Source organism: Streptomyces fradiae, from assembly GCF_041270065.1.
GTDB lineage: Bacteria > Actinomycetota > Actinomycetes > Streptomycetales > Streptomycetaceae > Streptomyces.
The window spans coordinates 1,643,742-1,664,026 of record NZ_CP065958.1; the positions used below are offsets into that span (position 1 = coordinate 1,643,742).

The 20,285-nt window shown below is 69.2% G+C and carries 15 protein-coding genes and 3 rRNA genes; 3 read left to right on the plus strand and 15 right to left on the minus strand.

The genetic code is table 11. The features are described from left to right. Positions 1–77 precede the first annotated feature (77 nt). The 5 genes from JAO84_RS07335 to JAO84_RS07355 form a co-directional block, all read right to left on the minus strand. Positions 78–866, minus strand: coding sequence for a hypothetical protein (locus JAO84_RS07335; protein WP_370411478.1), 789 nt, complete (start codon positions 864–866; stop codon positions 78–80). Beyond that, positions 866–2,608: a DNA repair protein RecN gene (gene recN / locus JAO84_RS07340; protein ID WP_370411480.1), complete on the minus strand. Its 1,743-nt coding sequence runs from the start codon at positions 2,606–2,608 to the stop codon at positions 866–868. Before recN ends, JAO84_RS07335 begins: the two co-directional genes overlap by 1 nt. Positions 2,609–2,775: 167 nt before the next feature. After that, positions 2,776–3,708, minus strand: a complete 933-nt coding sequence (locus JAO84_RS07345) for an NAD kinase (protein WP_370411482.1) — start codon at positions 3,706–3,708, stop codon at positions 2,776–2,778. Further along, positions 3,705–4,520, minus strand: coding sequence for a TlyA family RNA methyltransferase (locus JAO84_RS07350; RefSeq protein WP_265865670.1), 816 nt, complete (start codon positions 4,518–4,520; stop codon positions 3,705–3,707). The genes JAO84_RS07345 and JAO84_RS07350 overlap by 4 nt, the downstream gene beginning before the upstream one ends. A gap of 7 nt (positions 4,521–4,527) precedes the next feature. Beyond that, complete coding sequence (locus JAO84_RS07355) at positions 4,528–4,932, minus strand: hypothetical protein (RefSeq protein WP_370411484.1); 405 nt, start codon at positions 4,930–4,932, stop codon at positions 4,528–4,530. A gap of 41 nt (positions 4,933–4,973) precedes the next feature. Here JAO84_RS07355 and JAO84_RS07360 point away from each other — a divergent pair, with 41 nt between their 5' ends. Then, on the plus strand, positions 4,974–5,321 hold the full coding sequence (locus JAO84_RS07360) for an SCP2 sterol-binding domain-containing protein (RefSeq protein ID WP_265865672.1): 348 nt from the start codon (positions 4,974–4,976) through the stop codon (positions 5,319–5,321). Positions 5,322–5,362: 41 nt separating this feature from the next. Here the strand turns inward: JAO84_RS07360 and JAO84_RS07365 are convergent, their stop codons facing one another. The 4 genes from JAO84_RS07365 to JAO84_RS07380 form a co-directional block, all read right to left on the minus strand. After that, positions 5,363–6,235, minus strand: a complete 873-nt coding sequence (locus JAO84_RS07365; protein ID WP_370411487.1) for an ABC transporter ATP-binding protein — start codon at positions 6,233–6,235, stop codon at positions 5,363–5,365. 56 nt (positions 6,236–6,291) lie between these two features. Then, a complete protein-coding gene (locus JAO84_RS07370) occupies positions 6,292–7,359 on the minus strand; it encodes an iron chelate uptake ABC transporter family permease subunit (protein ID WP_265865674.1) in 1,068 nt (355 codons plus the stop codon). Continuing rightward, the gene (locus tag JAO84_RS07375; protein ID WP_370411489.1) at positions 7,356–8,411 is read right to left on the minus strand and encodes an iron chelate uptake ABC transporter family permease subunit; all 1,056 of its coding nucleotides are present in this window, start codon (positions 8,409–8,411) and stop codon (positions 7,356–7,358) included. Before JAO84_RS07375 ends, JAO84_RS07370 begins: the two co-directional genes overlap by 4 nt. A 153-nt stretch (positions 8,412–8,564) precedes the next feature. Continuing rightward, positions 8,565–9,644: an HAD hydrolase-like protein gene (locus JAO84_RS07380; RefSeq protein ID WP_370411491.1), complete on the minus strand. Its 1,080-nt coding sequence runs from the start codon at positions 9,642–9,644 to the stop codon at positions 8,565–8,567. An 81-nt stretch (positions 9,645–9,725) separates the two neighbouring features. Here JAO84_RS07380 and JAO84_RS07385 point away from each other — a divergent pair, with 81 nt between their 5' ends. After that, on the plus strand, positions 9,726–11,012 hold the full coding sequence (locus JAO84_RS07385; RefSeq protein ID WP_370411493.1) for a DUF1015 domain-containing protein: 1,287 nt from the start codon (positions 9,726–9,728) through the stop codon (positions 11,010–11,012). Positions 11,013–11,078: 66 nt separating this feature from the next. Here JAO84_RS07385 and JAO84_RS07390 read toward each other — a convergent pair whose 3' ends face one another. The 6 genes from JAO84_RS07390 to JAO84_RS07415 all read right to left on the minus strand — a co-directional run bounded on the left by JAO84_RS07390 (position 11,079) and on the right by JAO84_RS07415 (position 19,399). After that, positions 11,079–11,867 carry a hypothetical protein gene (locus JAO84_RS07390; RefSeq protein ID WP_370416681.1) on the minus strand — a complete coding sequence of 263 codons (789 nt, stop codon included), beginning with the start codon at positions 11,865–11,867 and terminating at the stop codon, positions 11,079–11,081. Between the two features lie 5 nt (positions 11,868–11,872). Further along, entirely contained in the window at positions 11,873–12,847 is a 975-nt protein-coding gene (locus JAO84_RS07395) for a hypothetical protein (protein ID WP_370416959.1), read from the minus strand. A 225-nt stretch (positions 12,848–13,072) separates the two neighbouring features. Next, positions 13,073–13,189 (minus strand): 5S ribosomal RNA (gene rrf / locus JAO84_RS07400). Positions 13,190–13,295: 106 nt separating this feature from the next. Continuing rightward, a 23S ribosomal RNA gene (locus JAO84_RS07405) occupies positions 13,296–16,416 on the minus strand. Between the two features lie 285 nt (positions 16,417–16,701). Beyond that, a 16S ribosomal RNA gene (locus JAO84_RS07410) occupies positions 16,702–18,227 on the minus strand. The 16S, 23S and 5S rRNA genes sit together here, the layout of an rRNA operon. Before the next feature lie 521 nt (positions 18,228–18,748). Next, positions 18,749–19,399, minus strand: coding sequence for a DNA-3-methyladenine glycosylase (locus JAO84_RS07415; protein WP_370411495.1), 651 nt, complete (start codon positions 19,397–19,399; stop codon positions 18,749–18,751). A gap of 80 nt (positions 19,400–19,479) precedes the next feature. Here JAO84_RS07415 and JAO84_RS07420 point away from each other — a divergent pair, with 80 nt between their 5' ends. Next, positions 19,480–20,262, plus strand: a complete 783-nt coding sequence (locus JAO84_RS07420; RefSeq protein WP_370411497.1) for a sporulation protein — start codon at positions 19,480–19,482, stop codon at positions 20,260–20,262. Positions 20,263–20,285 lie beyond the last annotated feature (23 nt).

The window sequence follows — 20,285 nt, forward strand, 5'->3', positions numbered from 1 at the left end:
GGATGCCAGTCCGTACGCACGTTCCGGCACCGAAGTCGCCGCGTTCCGGGTCGGCTGCAGCAACTTACCGACCGGGATCACTCACACGGGTGAGCGCAGGGGCGTGCGCCCTCGCGCGCGAACTCGCTCACGCGCTCCCCGTACGCCGCCGCGGCCACCAGCCCGGCCGCGTGCACGGCGAGCCCGAACCGCCCGTTGGCGGCGGCGACGGCGGTACCGAGCGACGCCCCGAGCGCGTGCGCGCCCATGTCGCCCAGCATCGTGCGCTCGGCCAGATCGTCGCCGAGCACGGCGGCCGCGGCCCCCATCGGCGCCGCGGCGAGCGACCCGCGCAGCAGGCCCGGCGCGCCGAGCCCGAGCACGAGCAGGGCGGCGCGCCCCGGCCGTACGTCCACCAGGTTGACGAGGTGCGCCGTCCCGGCCACGACCACCCCGGCGAGGACCTTGTCAAGCGGCCGTTCCTTGAGCAGCGCCCCGGCCGCGAGCCCGGCGGCGCCGATCCCGAACAGCTTCACGGCCCCGCTGGTGACCTCGCCGCCCCGCAGCGCCGTCAGATGTGCCCGGAAGCCCCGGCGTTCGTCGCCGCGCAGGTCGTCGTGACGCCCGCAGACCGCCCCGGCCGTGGTCGCGAGCGCGGCCGGCACCGAGGGGAGCGCGGCGAGCACGGCCCCGCCGGCGGCCGCGGCCCCGGCCTGGGTGTGCACGGTCCGCCCGGCGTGGTTGGTGCGCTCCCAGCTCGCCGGGTTGCCGGGCGGCCGGCTCCGCAGCCGCCCGTACGCCGCCCGGGTCGCGCCGAACGCGACGCCGAAGCGGACGACCCGTTCGACGACACCGGCCAGGCGGTCTCCGTCTCCCGACAACGACATCAGGCGTCCGCCCGCGCCGCCGCGAGCAGTTCCTCGGCGTGCGCCCGCGCCGTCTCGGAGTCCTCCTGGCCGGCCAGCATCCGGGACAGCTCGCGCACCCGGTCCTCGCCCTCCAGGACGGTGACGCCGGAGCGGGTCACGGAACCGTCGTTGGTCTTCTCCACGAGCAGCTGCCGGTCGGCGAAGGCCGCCACCTGCGGAAGGTGCGTCACCACCACGACCTGCGCGGTCTTCGCCAGCTTGGCGAGCCGGCGGCCGATCTCCACCGCCGCCTTGCCGCCGACGCCCGCGTCGACCTCGTCGAAGAGATACGTCGGCACCGGGTCCGTACCCGCGAAGACCACCTCGACGGCGAGCATCACCCGGGACAGCTCACCACCCGACGCGCCCTTGGCGATCGGCCGCGGCGGCGCGCCCGGGTGCGGGGCGAGCAGCAGCTCGACCTCGTCGGCGCCGGACGGGGTGTACGCGACCCGCCGGCCGCCGACCTCGACGCCGTCCGGGTCCTCGGTCTGCCGGATCGCGAACGACACGCGCGCGTGCGGCATGGCGAGCGAGGCCAGCTCGGCGGTGACGGCCCCGGCGAACCGGTCCGCCGCCTCCGTCCGGGCGTCCGTCAGACGCTGGGCGAGCGCCGACAGTTCGTCGCGCAGCCGGTCCCGCTCGGCGGTCAGCTCGGTCACGCGCTCGTCGTCGCCGTCAAGGTCGGTCAGCCGGGTCGCGCTCTGCTCGGCCCAGGCGAGCACGGCGGACACGTCCTCGCCGTACTTCCGGGTGAGCTGGGTGAGCGCCGCGCGCCGCTCCTCCACGGCGGCGAGCCGCAGCGGGTCGGCGTCCAGGTTGTCCGCGTACCCGGCGAGTTCCCCGGCCACGTCCGAGAGCAGGATGGAGATCTCGCCCATCCGGTCGGCAAGCGCGGCGAGCGCGGGATCGTGCGCCCGTACGGCCTCCAGGGCCCGCCCCGCACCCGCGACCAGCGTGGTCGCGTCCACGGCCTCCGGGTCCTCCGGCTGGCCCGCCAGCGCGGCGTGCGCGAGCGCGGCGGCGGAGGCCAGGGACTCGGCGTGCCCGAGCCGCTCCGCCTCGGCGGCCAGCTCGGCGTCCTCGCCCGCGCGCGGCTCCACGGCCTCGATCTCGGCGAGCCCGAAGCGCAGCAGATCCGCCTCCTGGGCCCGCTCCCGGGCCCGGGTGGTGATCTCCTCCAGCTCGACGGCGACGGCCCGCAGCCGCCGGTACGCCTCGCCGTACGCGGCGAGCGGCACGGCCACCGCGTCCCCCGCGTACCGGTCGAGGGCGCCCCGCTGCCGGGCCGGCTTCAGCAGGCCCTGCTGATCGGTCTGCCCGTGTACGGCGACCAGCTCGTCGGCCAGCTCGGCCAGCAGCCCGACCGGCACCGAACGCCCGCCCAGGTGCGCCCGCGACCGGCCCTCCGCCGACACGGTACGGCTGACGAGCAGCGCCCCTTCGTCGAGCTCCGCCCCCGCCTCCTCGGCCCGCGCGGCGACCGGCGCGCCCGGCGGCAGCGTGATCCGCCCCTCGACGACCGCCGACCCCGCCCCGATCCGCACCAACGCCGGATCGGCGCGCCCGCCGAGCAACAGCCCCAGGCTGGTCACGACCATCGTCTTGCCCGCACCGGTCTCACCGGTCACCGCGGTGAATCCGGGCGACAGCTCGACGACCGCGTCGTCGATGACCCCGAGCGACCGTATCCGCATCTCCTCCAACACGGAGAAGACCATACGAGGTCCGCACCCCCCTGTGCGACGGCCCCTGCCGTCCGGACACGAACCCGCAGGTGGGAGGGGGCGTGTCGGACCCCTGTTCACTCGGCGGAGTGGGGGGAGGCGGGGCCTGGCGGGGCCCCGCCGGGGCCTCGGGCCCGGTCTTCGACCGGTATCGGCTGCGGCTAGTGCGGCGCGCCGCGCCAGCCCGAGACCGGGAGGGCGAATTTGGCGACCAGGCGGTCGGTGAAGGAGGCGTGGTGGAGGCGGGCGAGGCGGACCGGGACGGCGCCGCGGCGGACCTCGACGCGGGCGCCGGCCGGAAGGGAGACCGTGCGGCGGCCGTCGCACCAGAGCACGCCGTCGGGCGTGTGCGGCTCGACCTCGACCGCGAGCACCGACTCGGGGGTGGTGACGAGCGGCTTGGCGAACAGCGCGTGCGCGCCGATCGGCACCATCAGGAGCGCCTCCACCTCGGGCCAGACGACCGGACCGCCGGCGGAGAAGGCGTACGCGGTGGAGCCGGTCGGCGTCGCGCAGATCACCCCGTCGCAGCCGAAGCCGGTCACCGGCCGCCCGTTGACGGCGATGACGACCTCCAGCATCCGCTCCGGGGACACCTTCTGCACGGCCGCCTCGTTGAGCGCCCAGTCGCGGTGCAGCACGTCGCCGTTCTGGTACACGGTGACGTCCAGCGTCATGCGCTCCTCGACCTCGTACGCCCGCGTCACCACCCGGTCCACGACCTTGTCGAGGTCGTCCCGCTCGGCCTCGGCGAGGAAGCCGACCCGGCCGAGGTTGACGCCGAGCATCGGCACGCCGGAGGCGCGGGAGAACTCGGAGCCGCGCAGCAGCGTGCCGTCGCCGCCCAGGACGACGAGGAGCTCGCAGCCGTCGAGCGCGTCGGCGCAGCCCTCCGGGACCCGTTCGACGGCGGCCGGCAGCGGCAGGTCGGCCGCCTCCGCCTCCAGGACGCGCACCCCGATGCCGCTGCGCAGCAGCCCGAGGACGACGAGTTCGGCGCTGCGCACGGCGGCCGGCCGGCCGGTGTGCGCGAGCAGGAAAACGGTACGGCGGTCGCCGCCGCTGCTTTCAGACGTGCTCGAACCAGTGCTCAACGAGGTCCTTCCGCCACGGCGCGGTCGACTTCCGCCGGATCAAGAGCGGGCGCCCCGGCCCGCAGCCACAGAAAGTACTCGACGTTGCCGGAGGGGCCGGGCAGCGGGCTGGCGGTGACGCCGAGGACACCGAGCCCGAGCTCGCCGGCCCGCCGGGCCACGTTCTTCACGGCGTCGGCGCGCAGTTCGGTGCTGCGCACCACTCCGCCGGTCCCCAGCCGCTCCTTGCCGACCTCGAACTGCGGCTTGACCATGAGCACCAGGTCCGCGTCGGGCGCGGTGCAGGCGACCAGGGCGGGCAGCACCAGGCCGAGCGGGATGAAGGAGAGGTCGCCGACGACCAGGTCGACGGGGATGCCGTCGATGGAGTCGAGGGTCATCTCGCGCACGTTGGTGCGGTCCTTGACGGTGACCCGCTCGTCGCTCTGCAGCGACCAGGCGAGCTGCCCGTACCCGACGTCGACGGCCACCACATGCGCGGCGCCGGCGCGCAGCAGCACATCGGTGAAGCCGCCGGTGGACGCGCCCGCGTCCAGCGCGCGCCGGCCCTCGACGACCAGGCCCCGCGGCACGAACGCCGCGAAGGCGCCGGCCAGCTTGTGGCCGCCGCGCGACACGTAGTCGGGGTCGTTGTCGTCCTGGGCGACGACGATGGCCGCCGCGGTCTCGACCTGGGTGGCGGGCTTGGTCGCGACGGTCTTGCCGACGGTCACCCGGCCCGCGGCGATCAGCTGGCTGGCGTGCTCGCGCGAGCGCGCCAGCTTCCGCCGTACCAGCTCGGCGTCCAGACGGCGGCGTGCCGGTCCTGCCACGTTCGGTTCAGCTCCTGTTGTCGTACGGACGGGGTGCGGGGCCCTGCGGTGCGTCGAGCGAGGTCAGCTCGGCGCGCAGCCCACGGTGTACATCCTCGTACACGTCGAGGTGTCCGTCCGCCGTGAGGTGGTCGGCGTCGCCGAGCCGGTCGAGCAGCGCGTCGACGGCGGGCCGGCCGGTGGGGGTACGGACGACGCCGAGGGGGGCGGGCCCGGCGGCCTCGTACGGATCGGAGTCGTACGGTTCGATGCCGTCCGAACCGGCGTCGCGCGGACCGGCGCCGGCCGGCCCGGCCTCGTACGGGTCGGTCGCGTCCGGCTCCTGCTCCGGGGCCGTGTCCGGGCCCTGGCCCGAGCCCTGCTCAAGGGCCTCCGGAGCCGCGCCGGCGGCGTTCGGGTACGCGTCGCTCATGCCCCGACGCTACCGCGAAGCGCTGGGGTACGGTCGACGCGATGGCAACGATCACGGAGTGCCGTGCCGCACTCGACAGACTCTCCGACAATCTGGCCCGCGCGGACGGCGAGGTGCGCGGCGCGGCCGCGCTCGACCGCACGCTCAGCTGCCACCTCACGGACCTGGACCAGACCTTCACCGGCCGCCTGGCCGCCGGCCGGATCGAGGTCGAGGACACTGTCGCGGGCCCGCCGCCCGCGAAGGCGCAGATCCGGCTGCGGATGACGGGCGACGACCTGGTGGCGATGGTCGACGGCGAGCTGAACTTCGCGAAGGCCTGGGCCTCCGGCCGGATCGGTCTGGAGGCGGGCTTCCGCGATCTGCTGAAGCTGCGCACGCTGCTGTAGCGCGAGACGGGGGCCGGCGCACCCCGTCAGGGCGCCCGCCGTCAGCCCGTCACGCCCGCCGGCGCCGCCCGCCGCCCCGCCGCGCCCGCGCGGGCCTTGCGGCCCGCCGGGATCACCAGCGGGGTGCCGGTCTCCGGGTCCTCGATGACCTGGCAGCGCAGGCCGAAGACCCGCTCGACGAGCTCCGCGGTGACGACCTCGTGCGGCGGGCCCTCCGCGACGACCTCGCCGCCGCGGCAGGCGATGAGGTGGGTCGCGTACCGGGCCGCGTGGTTGAGGTCGTGGAGGACGGCGACGAGCGTACGGCCCTGGGTCTCGTGCAGTTCGGCGCACAGGTCGAGGACGTCGATCTGGTGCTGGATGTCGAGGAAGGTGGTCGGCTCGTCGAGGAGCAGCAGCGGGGTCTGCTGGGCGAGCGCCATCGCGATCCAGACGCGCTGCCGCTGCCCGCCGGACAGCTCGTCGACGTACCGCTCGGCCAGCTCGGCCACGCCCGTCGCCGTCATCGACTCCTGCACGATCCGCTCGTCCTCGGGCGACCACTGCCGCAGCAGGCCCTGGTGCGGGTAGCGGCCGCGGGCGACGAGGTCGGCGACGGTGATGCCGTCCGGCGCGATGGAGGACTGCGGGAGCAGCCCCAGGGTCCGGGCCACCTTCTTCGCGGGCATGGAGTGGATCGTCTGCCCGTCGAGCAGCACCCGGCCCTCGGTGGGCTTGAGCATCCGGGACAGCGCGCGCAGCAGCGTGGACTTGCCACAGGCGTTGGGGCCGACGATGACCGTGAAGGAGTTGTCGGGGATCGCGACGCTGAGGTCGCGGGCGATGACCCGCTGGTCGTAGGCGAGCGTGACCGACTCGGCGCTGAGCCGCTGCTGTGCCTGTCCGGCCTGCTCGGTCGGCTGCTGCCCGTTCATTCCCTGACTCCTGTGCGTCGTCCCGTGGGTGTTCTCGATGGTCATGTCCGGCCCGCTCATATCCGGCCCGCCTTCCGCTCGCTGACGAGCAGCCACAGCAGGTAGCAGCCGCCGAGGACGCCGGTGACGACGCCGACGGGCAGCTGCCGCTCGCCGAAGGCGTTGGTGGCGGTCCAGTCGGCCACCAGCAGCAGGGCGGTGCCCATGAGCGCGGAGGCGGCCAGGTTCGGGCCGGGCGAGCGGGTGAGCCGGCGGGCCAGCTGGGGCGCGCTCAGCGAGACGAAGACGATGGGGCCCGCGGCGGCGGTGGCGACGGCCACGAGCAGCACCGCCGAGCCCATGAGGACGATGCGGGTCCGCTCGACCTTCACGCCGAGCGCGTACGCGGCGTCGTCGCCCATCTCCAGCATCCGCAACGCCCGTCCGTGCCCGAGGACGAGCGGCAGCAGCACGCAGCTGACGCCGAACAGCGGCCAGAACTGCGCCATGTCCCGGCCGTCCAGGGACCCCGTCATCCACACCACCGCGCGGGTCGCGTCGACCAGCTGGGCCTTGGTGATGAGGTAGTGGATGACGGCGGTGAGCATGGCGGCGGCGCCGATGCCGACGAGCACCAGCCGGTAGCCGTGCACACCGCGCTTCCAGGCGAGCAGGTAGATCACGGCGCCGGTGACGAGGCCGCCGACGATCGCGCCGCCGGCCGCGGCCATCGCGCTGCCCTGGAAGAGGACGATGACGACGAGCGCGCCGACCGTGGAGCCCTGGCCGAAGCCGATGACGTCGGGGCTGCCGAGCGGGTTGCGGGAGATCGACTGGAAGACGGCGCCGCCGATGCCGAGCGCGGCGCCGACGAACACGGCGACGAGCACCCGCGGCAGCCGCAGGTCCAGGACCGCGATCTGCTGCACCTCGGTGCCGCCGCCGAGCAGGGTCGAGACGACGTCGCCGGGCGCGACGGGGAAGTCGCCGCTGCCGATGAGGACGACGGCCGCGGCGAGCGCGACCACGACCAGGCCGAGGACGGAGAACAGGGCGCGCGGCTCGTACCGTACGGAGAGCCCGCCGCCGGTCCGCAGCGTCCGGGTCCGCGTCGTCGGGCGCCGCAGGGTCTTGGTGCTGCTCACAGCTGGGCCATCCTCTTGCGGCGGACGAGACGGATGAAGACGGGCCCGCCGATGATCGCGGTGACGATGCCGACCTGCAGTTCGGCGGGGCGGGCGACGACCCGGCCGATGACGTCGGAGCCGAGCAGCAGGACGGGCGAGAGGACCGCCGCGTACGGCAGGATCCAGCGCATGTCCGGGCCGGTGATCGACCGCACCATGTACGGGACCATCAGGCCGACGAACACGATCGGCCCGCAGGCGGCGGTCGCGGCGCCGCACAGCAGCGTCACGGCCACCATGGCGGTGATCCGGGTCCGGTTGAGGTGCGCGCCGAGCGCCTTGGCGGTGTCGTCGCCCAGCTCCATGGCGTTGAGCGGCCGGGAGATGAGCAGCGCCAGGACGGTGCCGACGAGGATGAAGGGCGCGACCCGGCGGACGGTGTCCATGTTGGCGTCGGCGAGCGAGCCGACGGTCCAGAAGCGCAGCCGGTCCAGGGCGGCGGAGTTGAGCAGCTGTACGGCGTTGACGTAGCCGTACAGGGCGGCGGTGGCCGCGGTGCCGGCGAGCGCGAGCCGCACGGGCGTGGCGCCGCGGCTGCCGCCGAGCACGTACACGACGACGGAGACGACGGCCGCGCCGACGAAGGCGAACCACACGTACGAGGCGGGGTCGGTGACGCCGAGGAAGGCGATCGCGGACACCACCGCGGCGGCGGCGCCCGCGTTGACGCCGAGGAGTCCCGGCTCGGCGAGCGGGTTGCGGGTGAGTCCCTGCATGACGGCGCCGGAGAGCCCGAGGGCCAGGCCGACCAGGAGGCCGAGGAGGGTGCGGGGGACGCGCACGTCGTGGATGACGACGTCGTTGCGGATGCCGCTGTTGTGGAACAGGCCGTGCCACACGTCGCCGAGCGGCACCGGCTTGGCACCGATCATGATGCTCAGGACGCAGATCAGCAGCAGGACCCCGACGGCCGCGACCAGTCCGACGGCGCGCAGCGAGGTGCGGCGCGCCGGTGGCTGGGCAGGGCCGGTCGGCTCCGCGCTCGCACGGGAGGGACTCTCGACCAACACGAGGTTAGGTTAGCCTACCCTGCCATGGGTGATCGATCCCCTGGTCGGGACGGGTTCCTGTACGGAACGGGTTCCTGTACGGAACGGGGTCCGGTACGGGAAGGGGCCGAGGCCCAGCGGTACGCGCCGGGCTCCCCCGCCACCCGGCACCCCCTACGCCAGCCCCAACCTCCCCAGCGCCTTCCCCGCGTCGAGCCCGCACGCCCCGGCACCCGCCTCCGTCCACGCCGCCGCGCACAACGCCCGTACGCCGTCCAGCGGATCCAGCCGGTCCAGCGAATCGAGTCCGCCGCCCTCCCCCTCCAGGAGCAGCGCGCCCCCGCTCACCGAGGCCGTCCAACCCCCGCACCGGAAGCCGCCGTCCGCGTCCCCGGTCACCTCCGGCTGCGGCACGAGCAGCCCGCGCAGATCCGCCGCCACATAGGTCGGCCGGTGCTCCGGCACCGCCGCGAGCAGCCGGGCCACGTCCGTGACCCCGGTCAGCACGAGCAGCGAGTCCACCCCGCCGTTGAACGCGCCCTCGATGTCCGTGTCCAGCCGGTCACCGACCACCAGCGGCCGCTCGGCGCCCGTCCGCAGCACCGTCTCGCGGTGCATCGGCGGCAACGGCTTGCCCGCGACCTTCGGCTCCGCGCCCGTCGCGATCCGGACGACCTCCACGGCGGCCCCGTTGCCCGGCCCGATGCCCCGGGCGCTCGGGATCGTCAGGTCGGTGTTCGACGCGTACCAGGGCAGCCCGCGCCCCACCGCGTAACTCGCCTCCGCGAACCGCCCCCACGGCAGATCGGGACCGCCGTACCCCTGCACCACCGCCACCGGGTCGTCGTCGAGCGACTCCACCGGCACCAGGCCGCGCTCGCGCAGCGCCACCCGCAGCCCCTCGCCACCGATCAGCAGGATCCGCGCGCCGGGCGGCATCTCGTCGGCGACCAGCCGGGCCACCGCCTGCGCCGAGGTGATCACGTCCGCCGGCTCGGCCGGCACCCCGAGTTCGGTCAGGTGCGCGGCGACGACGTCCGGCGGCCGCAGCGCGTTGTTGGTGACGTACGCCAGATGCATCCCGCCCGCCCGAGCCGTCCCCAGCGCCTCCACCGCGTACGGGACCGCACCGCCGCCCGCGTAGTACACGACGCCGTCCAGGTCGAGCAGCGCCGTGTCGTACGCCTCGCTCAACGGGCGCTCGCTGCCGTCCGGCCGGACCCTGCCCTGCCGTCCCTGGCCGAATTCCGTCATGTCATGCACTCCTCACGCCGCCGGGGCGGAAATCCCCGCTCCCCGATCATCGCTCATCCCCCCACCGCCTACGATGACGAGATGAACACCTCAGGTCACGCGGCCGACGACGTCCGCGCCCCCGGTCTCCGCCTGAGCCCCTTCCGGGGCCTCCGGTACGTCCCCGAACGGGTCGGCAGCCTCGCCGCCGTGACCTCCCCGCCGTACGACGTCGTCGTACGGCCCGACGGACTGCTCGAGCTCGAGTCCGCCGACCCCCACAACATCGTCCGGCTGATCCTCCCGCAGGCCATCACCGCCGGCACCCGTCACCGCAAGGCCGCCGTCACCCTCGACCGCTGGCTCGCCGACGGCATCCTCGCCCCGGACCCCGACCCCGCGCTGTACGTGTACGAGCAGCGCGGCGACGGCATCCTGCAGCGCGGCCTCATCGGTGCCCTCGAACTCTCCACCCCCACCGAGGGCATCGTGCTGCCGCACGAGGACGTCATGCCGCACGTCGTCGAGGACCGCGCCGCCCTCATGCGCACGACGGGCGCCAACCTGGAGCCGCTGCTCCTCACCTACCGCGGCGACGGGGACGGCGCGGGCGCAGTCGTCGACCGGGTCGTCGAGCGCGAGCCGCTGCTCGCCACCACCACCGAGGACGGCTTCCAGCACCGCCTGTGGGCCGTCACCAACCCGGCCGACCTGACCGCCGTGGCCACCGAACTCGCCCGCCACCAGGCCCTCATCGCCGACGGGCACCACCGCTGGGCGACGTATCTGCGGCTGCGCGAGGAGCACACCGTGCCCGGTCCGTGGAACCACGGCCTGGTCCTGCTCGTCGACACCGCCCGCTACCCGCTCCGGGTCCGCGCCATCCACCGGCTCCTCAACCGCCTCCCGGTCGCCGACGCGCTCGCCGCCGTCGGCGACGCCTTCCGCGTGACGCGCCTGGACGGCCCGCTGTCCGCCGCCCTGGAGGCCCTGGCCGCGGCGACCGCCGAGGGCAACGCCTTCGTCCTCGCCGGCGACGGCGCCTTCCACCTCCTCGACCGCCCGGACCCGGAGCTCCTTGCCCGCACGGTCCGCGCCGACCGCCCCGAGGCCTGGCGCACGCTGGACGCGACCGTGCTGCACTCGACGCTCCTCGACCACGTCTGGCGCATCCCGGACGCCCCCGAGGACATCGCCTACATCCATGACACCGAGGCCGCCGTAGACCAGGCCGAACGCCGCGGCGGTACGGCGGTCCTCATGCACCCGGTGAAGGAGGAGGTCGTCCGGGACCTGGCCCGCCAGGGCGTCACCATGCCCCGCAAGTCGACCTCGTTCGGCCCGAAGCCGGCCACCGGCCTGGTACTGCGCAGCCTGGCCCTCGACTGACACACGAACGCAGAAGGGCGGCACCCCCGCTGGGGTGCCGCCCTTCATACATCGGTGGGCAGGACGTCAGTCCTTGTCGACGTCCTCGTCGTCCTCGTCCTCGTCCGTGCCCTCGTCGGCGGAGTCGTCGAGGTCCGCGGACGCGCCGCTCTCCTCGCTGTTGTCCTCGTCCTCGTCGTCGAAGGCGTCGACGAACTCGACCCCGTCCAGCTCGGCGAGCCGGTCGGAGGCGTCGGTGGAACCGTCCTTGTCGGCCTCAAGCGCCTTCGCGAACCACTCGCGCGCCTCGTTCTCCCGGCCGGCGGCCAGCAGGGCGTCCGCGTACGCATAGCGCAGGCGGGCGGTCCACGGGTGGTTGGCGTTCGACGCCAGCTCGGGGCTCTGCAGGGTCACGATGGCGGCGTCCAGCTGCCCCATGTCCCGGCGGGCGCCGGCGGCCACGAGCCGCATCTCGACCTGCCCGGCCCGGTCCAGCTTCTGCACCTCGGGCTCGCCGGCCATGGCGAGCGCCCGCTCCGGACGGCCGAGGCCGCGCTCGCAGTCCGCCATGACGGGCCACAGCTCGACACTGCCGGTCATCCGCCGCGCGGCACGGAACTCGGCCAGCGCCTCGGCGTACTTCTGCGTGGCGTACGCGGCGAAGCCGGCCGCCTCGCGGACGGCGGCGACGCGGGAGGCGAGCCGCAGTGCGACCCGGGAGTAGCCGTAGGCCTTCTCCGGGTCCTCGTCGATCAGCTGGGCGACCATGACGAGGTTACGGGCGACGTCGTCGGCCAGCCCCTTGGGCAGGCTCATGAGCTCCTGCCGCACGTCCGGGTCGATCTCCTCACCGGTGACCTCCGGCGGGATCGGCAGCCGCTTCAGCGGCGCGCGGTCCCCACGGTCACCGCGGTCGCCCCGGTCGTCACGGCGCCCGTAGCCACCCCGGTCGTCCCGACGCGGCCCACGCCCACGGTCGTCCCGACGGTCGTCCCGCCCACGGAACCCACCGCCCCCACGCCGGTCGTCCTCACGCCGCGGCCCACGGGGCCGCTCGTCGCGCCGGTCGTCCCGACGGTCGTACGAAGGCCGGTCGTCGCGACGCTCATCCCGACGGAACCCACCACCGCGGTTGTCGTCGCGGCGGAAGCCGCCACCGCGGTTGTCGTCCCGACGGTCGTCACGACGGAACGAGGACGGACGCTCGTCACGGCGGTCGTCGCGGCGGAAACCGCCACCGCGGTTGTCATCACGACGGTCATCACGACGGTCGTCACGACGGAACGAGGACGGACGCTCGTCGCGACGCTCATCGCGACGGAAGCCACCGCTGCGGTTGTCGTCACGGCGGAAGCCGCCACCACGGTTGTCATCACGACGATCGTCCCGACGGTCGTCACGACGGAACGAGGACGGACGCTCGTCACGACGGTCGTCCCGACGGAACCCACCACCGCGGTTGTCATCCCGACGGTCATCACGCCGGTCATCCCGACGGAACGAGGACGGACGCTCGTCACGACGCTGATCGCGACGGAACCCACCGCCACGGTTGTCATCACGACGGTCGTCGCGACGGAACGGGGGACGGTCGTCGCGGCCGCGGTAACCGCCGCCGCCACCGCCACGGTTGTCATCGCGCCGGTCGTCACGGCCGTACGAGGGGCGGTCGTCGCGGCGGTACGACGGACGGTCGTCCCGGCGGTCGTCACGCCGGTCGTCGCGGCGGAAGCCGCCACCACGGTTGTCGTCGCGGCGGTCGTCACGGCGGTCATCCCGCCGGTCGTCGCGACGGTACGAGGGACGGTCGTCGCGGCCGCGGTAACCGCCGCCGCCACCGCCACGGTTGTCGTCACGGCGCGGCCCACGGAAGCCGCCCCGCTCGCCACCGTCCCGGCGACGCGGCTCGCGCTCCGGACGATCGTCGGGAGAGTTGGTGGACATCGACGTGACTCCTGTCTTCGGGTACTGCAGTCATTCTCGCGCAGCCGGCACCGCACCGCGCTTTCAACAAATACAAGGAAAAACAAAAGGACCCCTGGTCCCAGCGTGAACGCTGGGACCAGGGGTCCTGAAAGATTGTTCGGCGGCGTCCTACTCTCCCACAGGGTCCCCCCTGCAGTACCATCGGCGCTGAAAGGCTTAGCTTCCGGGTTCGGAATGTAACCGGGCGTTTCCCTAACGCTATGACCACCGAAACCCTATCGGTTTCGAGCGAACAAGCACACTCTGTAGTTGTGTTCTAGCTCTAGAAACCAGCAACCGTTCGTTGCTTCAGAACTAACACAGTGGACGCGAGCAACTGAGGACAAGCCCTCGGCCTATTAGTACCGGTCAGCTCCACCCATTACTGGGCTTCCACATCCGGCCTATCAACCCAGTCGTCTACTGGGAGCCTTACCCTCTCAAGGAGGTGGGAATACTCATCTCGAAGCAGGCTTCCCGCTTAGATGCTTTCAGCGGTTATCCCTCCCGAACGTAGCCAACCAGCCATGCCCTTGGCAGAACAACTGGCACACCAGAGGTTCGTCCGTCCCGGTCCTCTCGTACTAGGGACAGCCCTTCTCAATATTCCTGCGCGCACAGAGGATAGGGACCGAACTGTCTCACGACGTTCTAAACCCAGCTCGCGTACCGCTTTAATGGGCGAACAGCCCAACCCTTGGGACCGACTCCAGCCCCAGGATGCGACGAGCCGACATCGAGGTGCCAAACCATCCCGTCGATATGGACTCTTGGGGAAGATCAGCCTGTTATCCCCGGGGTACCTTTTATCCGTTGAGCGACGGCGCTTCCACAAGCCACCGCCGGATCACTAGTCCCGACTTTCGTCCCTGCTCGACCCGTCGGTCTCACAGTCAAGCTCCCTTGTGCACTTACACTCAACACCTGATTGCCAACCAGGCTGAGGGAACCTTTGGGCGCCTCCGTTACCCTTTGGGAGGCAACCGCCCCAGTTAAACTACCCATCAGACACTGTCCCTGATCCGGATCACGGACCGAGGTTAGACATCCAGCACGACCAGAGTGGTATTTCAACGACGACTCCACAACCACTGGCGTGGCCGCTTCACAGTCTCCCACCTATCCTACACAAGCCGAACCGAACACCAATATCAAACTGTAGTAAAGGTCCCGGGGTCTTTCCGTCCTTCTGCGCGAAACGAGCATCTTTACTCGTAGTGCAATTTCACCGGGCCTATGGTTGAGACAGTCGAGAAGTCGTTACGCCATTCGTGCAGGTCGGAACTTACCCGACAAGGAATTTCGCTACCTTAGGATGGTTATAGTTACCACCGCCGTTTACTGGCGCTTAAGTTCTCAGCTTCGCAACCCCGAAAGGTCACTAACCGGTCCCCTTAACGTTCCAGCACCGGGCAGGCGTCAGTCCGTATACATCGCCTTACGGCTTCGCACGGACCTGTGTTTTTAGTAAACAGTCGCTTCTCGCTGGTCTCTGCGGCCACCCCCAGCTCACGGAGTAAATCCGATCACCAGGTGTGGCCCCCCTTCTCCCGAAGTTACGGGGGCATTTTGCCGAGTTCCTTAACCATAGTTCACCCGAACGCCTCGGTATTCTCTACCTGACCACCTGAGTCGGTTTAGGGTACGGGCCGCCATGAAACTCGCTAGAGGCTTTTCTCGACAGCATAGGATCATCCACTTCACCACAATCGGCTCGGCATCAGGTCTCAGCCTTAACGTGTGACGGATTTGCCTACCACACGGCCTACACCCTTACCCCGGGACAACCACCGCCCGGGCTGGACTACCTTCCTGCGTCACCCCATCGCTTACCTACTACCACCTTGGTTCGCCGGCTCCACCACTTTCCATTCCCCGAAGGGTCCGGAACGGCTTCACGGGCTTAGCATTAATGGGCTCGATATTGGGCGTTTCAAAGCGGGTACCGGAATATCAACCGGTTGTCCATCGACTACGCCTGTCGGCCTCGCCTTAGGTCCCGACTTACCCTGGGCAGATCAGCTTGACCCAGGAACCCTTAGTCAATCGGCGCACACGTTTCTCACGTGTGTATCGCTACTCATGCCTGCATTCTCACTCGTGAACCGTCCACAACTCGCTTCCGCGGCTGCTTCACCCGGCACACGACGCTCCCCTACCCATCACAGCGGGCGTTGGCCCTCATGCTGCAATGACACGACTTCGGCGGTACGCTTGAGCCCCGCTACATTGTCGGCGCGGAATCACTTGACCAGTGAGCTATTACGCACTCTTTCAAGGGTGGCTGCTTCTAAGCCAACCTCCTGGTTGTCTCTGCGACTCCACATCCTTTCCCACTTAGCGTACGCTTAGGGGCCTTAGTCGATGCTCTGGGCTGTTTCCCTCTCGACCATGGAGCTTATCCCCCACAGTCTCACTGCCGTGCTCTCACTTACCGGCATTCGGAGTTTGGCTAAGGTCAGTAACCCGGTAGGGCCCATCGCCTATCCAGTGCTCTACCTCCGGCAAGAAACACACGACGCTGCACCTAAATGCATTTCGGGGAGAACCAGCTATCACGGAGTTTGATTGGCCTTTCACCCCTAACCACAGGTCATCCCCCAGGTTTTCAACCCTGGTGGGTTCGGTCCTCCACGAAGTCTTACCTCCGCTTCAACCTGCCCATGGCTAGATCACTCCGCTTCGGGTCTTGAGCGTGCTACTGAATCGCCCTGTTCGGACTCGCTTTCGCTACGGCTTCCCCACACGGGTTAACCTCGCAACACACCGCAAACTCGCAGGCTCATTCTTCAAAAGGCACGCAGTCACGAGATACAAGCAAGCTTGTATCCGACGCTCCCACGGCTTGTAGGCACACGGTTTCAGGTACTATTTCACTCCGCTCCCGCGGTACTTTTCACCATTCCCTCACGGTACTATCCGCTATCGGTCACCAGGGAATATTTAGGCTTAGCGGGTGGTCCCGCCAGATTCACACGGGATTTCTCGGGCCCCGTGCTACTTGGGTGTCTCTCAAACGAGCCGCTAATGTTTCGTCTACGGGGGTCTTACCCTCTACGCCGGACCTTTCGCATGTCCTTCGACTACATCAACGGTTTCTGACTCGTCCTGTCGCCGGCAGACGACAGAAGAGAGATCCCACAACCCCGCATGCGCAACCCCTGCCGGGTCTCACACGCATACGGTTTGGCCTCATCCGGTTTCGCTCGCCACTACTCCCGGAATCACGGTTGTTTTCTCTTCCTGAGGGTACTGAGATGTTTCACTTCCCCTCGTTCCCTCCACATGCCCTATGTGTTCAGGCATGGGTGACAGCCCATGACGACTGCCGGGTTTCCCCATTCGGAAACCCCCGGATCAAAGCCTGGTTGACGGCTCCCCGGGGACTATCGTGGCCTCCCACGTCCTTCATCGGTTCCTGGTGCCAAGGCATCCACCGTGCGCCCTTAAAAACTTGGCCACAGATGCTCGCGTCCACTGTGTAGTTCTCAAGCAACGACCAGCCACCCATCACCCCACCACTACGTGGCGAGTTCACTGGGGCCGGCATCGCGAAGGCAAGACCTTTCGGCCGTACCCTCAGATACCCAACAACGTGCCAAGCGTGAGCACCGTCCGTGCCGTTCCGTTCCACGCCGAAGCAGTACTAGGAAGACCATCAGGCCACTCACGCCAACTAATCAACGTTCCACCCATGAGCTGACCGTGCGAGACGTTTGCTCGCAATCGGTACTGTGCTCCTTAGAAAGGAGGTGATCCAGCCGCACCTTCCGGTACGGCTACCTTGTTACGACTTCGTCCCAATCGCCAGTCCCACCTTCGACAGCTCCCTCCCACAAGGGGTTGGGCCACCGGCTTCGGGTGTTACCGACTTTCGTGACGTGACGGGCGGTGTGTACAAGGCCCGGGAACGTATTCACCGCAGCAATGCTGATCTGCGATTACTAGCAACTCCGACTTCATGGGGTCGAGTTGCAGACCCCAATCCGAACTGAGACCGGCTTTTTGAGATTCGCTCCGCCTCACGGCATCGCAGCTCTTTGTACCGGCCATTGTAGCACGTGTGCAGCCCAAGACATAAGGGGCATGATGACTTGACGTCGTCCCCACCTTCCTCCGAGTTGACCCCGGCGGTCTCCTGTGAGTCCCCATCACCCCGAAGGGCATGCTGGCAACACAGGACAAGGGTTGCGCTCGTTGCGGGACTTAACCCAACATCTCACGACACGAGCTGACGACAGCCATGCACCACCTGTATACCGACCACAAGGGGGCACCCATCTCTGGATGTTTCCGGTATATGTCAAGCCTTGGTAAGGTTCTTCGCGTTGCGTCGAATTAAGCCACATGCTCCGCTGCTTGTGCGGGCCCCCGTCAATTCCTTTGAGTTTTAGCCTTGCGGCCGTACTCCCCAGGCGGGGAACTTAATGCGTTAGCTGCGGCACCGACGACGTGGAATGTCGCCAACACCTAGTTCCCAACGTTTACGGCGTGGACTACCAGGGTATCTAATCCTGTTCGCTCCCCACGCTTTCGCTCCTCAGCGTCAGTAATGGCCCAGAGATCCGCCTTCGCCACCGGTGTTCCTCCTGATATCTGCGCATTTCACCGCTACACCAGGAATTCCGATCTCCCCTACCACACTCTAGCCTGCCCGTATCGGATGCAGACCCGGGGTTAAGCCCCGGGCTTTCACACCCGACGTGACAAGCCGCCTACGAGCTCTTTACGCCCAATAATTCCGGACAACGCTTGCGCCCTACGTATTACCGCGGCTGCTGGCACGTAGTTAGCCGGCGCTTCTTCTGCAGGTACCGTCACTTTCGCTTCTTCCCTGCTGAAAGAGGTTTACAACCCGAAGGCCGTCATCCCTCACGCGGCGTCGCTGCATCAGGCTTTCGCCCATTGTGCAATATTCCCCACTGCTGCCTCCCGTAGGAGTCTGGGCCGTGTCTCAGTCCCAGTGTGGCCGGTCGCCCTCTCAGGCCGGCTACCCGTCGTCGCCTTGGTGAGCCGTTACCTCACCAACAAGCTGATAGGCCGCGGGCTCATCCTTCACCGCCGGAGCTTTCCAGTCTCGAAGATGCCCTCGAGACTCGTATCCGGTATTAGACCCCGTTTCCAGGGCTTGTCCCAGAGTGAAGGGCAGATTGCCCACGTGTTACTCACCCGTTCGCCACTAATCCACCCCGAAGGGCTTCATCGTTCGACTTGCATGTGTTAAGCACGCCGCCAGCGTTCGTCCTGAGCCAGGATCAAACTCTCCGTGAATGTTTACCGGTAATCCGGCGCTACACTCGCGTTGAGCGGAACAGTCATGCCGGAATGTGGCCGACTGTTCACAGCGTCCTCGCTGTGCGCCTTCCTCGCGGAAGGACTTTTTCAAAGGAACCTCGACCATCCGAAGATGGACGGGGTATCAACTAATCTGGCGTTGATTTTTGGCACGCTGTTGAGTTCTCAAGGTGCGGACGCTTCCTTTGTACTCACCCTCGCGGGCTTTCCTCCGGGCGCTTCCTTCGTTTCCGACTCTATCAGATCTTTCCGATCCGATTTCCTCGGCGCTTTCCGGTCCCGATTACTTTCGTTTTCGAGGCCTTCCGGCGTGTCCACTACGTTAGCGGATTTCCCTGGCGACTCATAATCGAGCCTTTCGAAACAAATTTCGGCACGCCGAAATGAGCCCCGGTGGGAGATCGTTGTAAGGAGTGGATGGCCGCTCCCGAGAGGCTTCAGTTAGCACTTCCCGTCTCAAGCGGCTCGGGCCACATTACGCATCTGTGGCGCCCGAGTCAAGGCGACTCGGGACGGCGCTTGCGCGGCGCGTGGGCCCGGTACGGGCTGACCGTGTGGTCGCCGTCGATCCAGAAGCGCCAGGGGTGCGGGGCGCCGTCGCCGCCCACTCCGGTGCGGGGGCCGTTGCGGACCAGGTCGGGGGTGGGTGGGGTGCCGGTGAGGACGGTGAGCGGGGAGTCGGGGCCGGCACAGGCGTCGGTGCCGTTGAGGGTGCGGGCGATGTCGAGGGCGGTGGCCAGGCGGGCCGGGCCCTTCGCGAGCTCGGAGTCGTAACGGGCCGAAAGGCGTCGCTTCCGGGCCTGTTCGGCGCCGGTCAGGATTTCACCCGCTCGGAGCAGTACTCCGCTCGCCTCGCCCTCGGGGCCGCACACCAGGTTGAGGCAGTGCCACATGCCGTAGGTGAAGTAGACGTACGCGTGTCCGGGCGGGCCGAACATGACGGCGTTCCGCGCCGTGCGGCCGCGGAAAGCGTGGGAGCCGGGGTCGATCGCGCCGGCGTACGCCTCCACCTCGGTGAGGCGGAGCTCGATGCGGCCGTCCGGGGAGTTGCGTACCAGCGTGCGGCCCAGAAGATCGGGGGCGACCTCCAGGACGGGGCGGTCGAAGAAGCTCCGCGGGAGCGGCGTACGGTCGGGGCTCTCGCTCATGGCGTCCGAGGGTACGGGGAACCGGCTACCTTCGTTGCGCGTATGTAGGGGTCAGACCTTCTAAGGAGAGGACGCAGGACATGGGGTTCAAGAAGCTGCTCGCGAGCCTGGGTGCCGGTGGGGCGTCCGTGGAGACCGTGCTCACCGAGGAGAACGTGGTCCCCGGCGGTGTCGTGCAGGGTGAGGTGCGGATCCAGGGCGGTTCGGTCGCCCAGCAGATCGAGGGGCTCTCGGTCGGCCTGCAGGCTCGGGTCGAGGTCGAGGGCAACGACCAGGAGTACAAGCAGGACATCGAGTTCGTGAAGGTGCGCCTGGGCGGGGCCTTCGAGGTGCAGGCCGGGGCGGTGCACGTGGTGCCGTTCGGTCTGGAGATCCCGTGGGAGACGCCGGTCACCGCGATCGCCGGGCAGCAGCTGCGCGGTATGCACATCGGGGTGACGACGGAGCTGGAGATCGCCCGTGCGGTGGACTCCGGTGACCTGGACCCGATCAACGTGCACCCGCTGCCGGCGCAGCAGGCGATCCTGGACGCCTTCATCCAGTTGGGCTTCCGCTTCAAGAACGCGGACATGGAGCGCGGGCACATCCGGGGGACGCGGCAGCGGCTGCCGTTCTACCAGGAGATCGAGTTCTTCGCGCCGCAGCAGTACCGGGGTCTGAACCAGGTCGAGGTCAGCTTCGTCGCGGACGATCGCGAGATGGACGTCGTCCTGGAGATGGACAAGAAGCCGGGTCTGTTCGTGGAGGGCAGCGACTCGTACCGCTCGTTCACGGTGGGGCTGCACGACTTCCACACGACCGACTGGGCGGCGTACCTGAACCAGTGGCTCGCCGAGGTCGGCGGGCGTCGCAACTGGTTCTAGGAACGGGATCTAGGCTCGGTCCC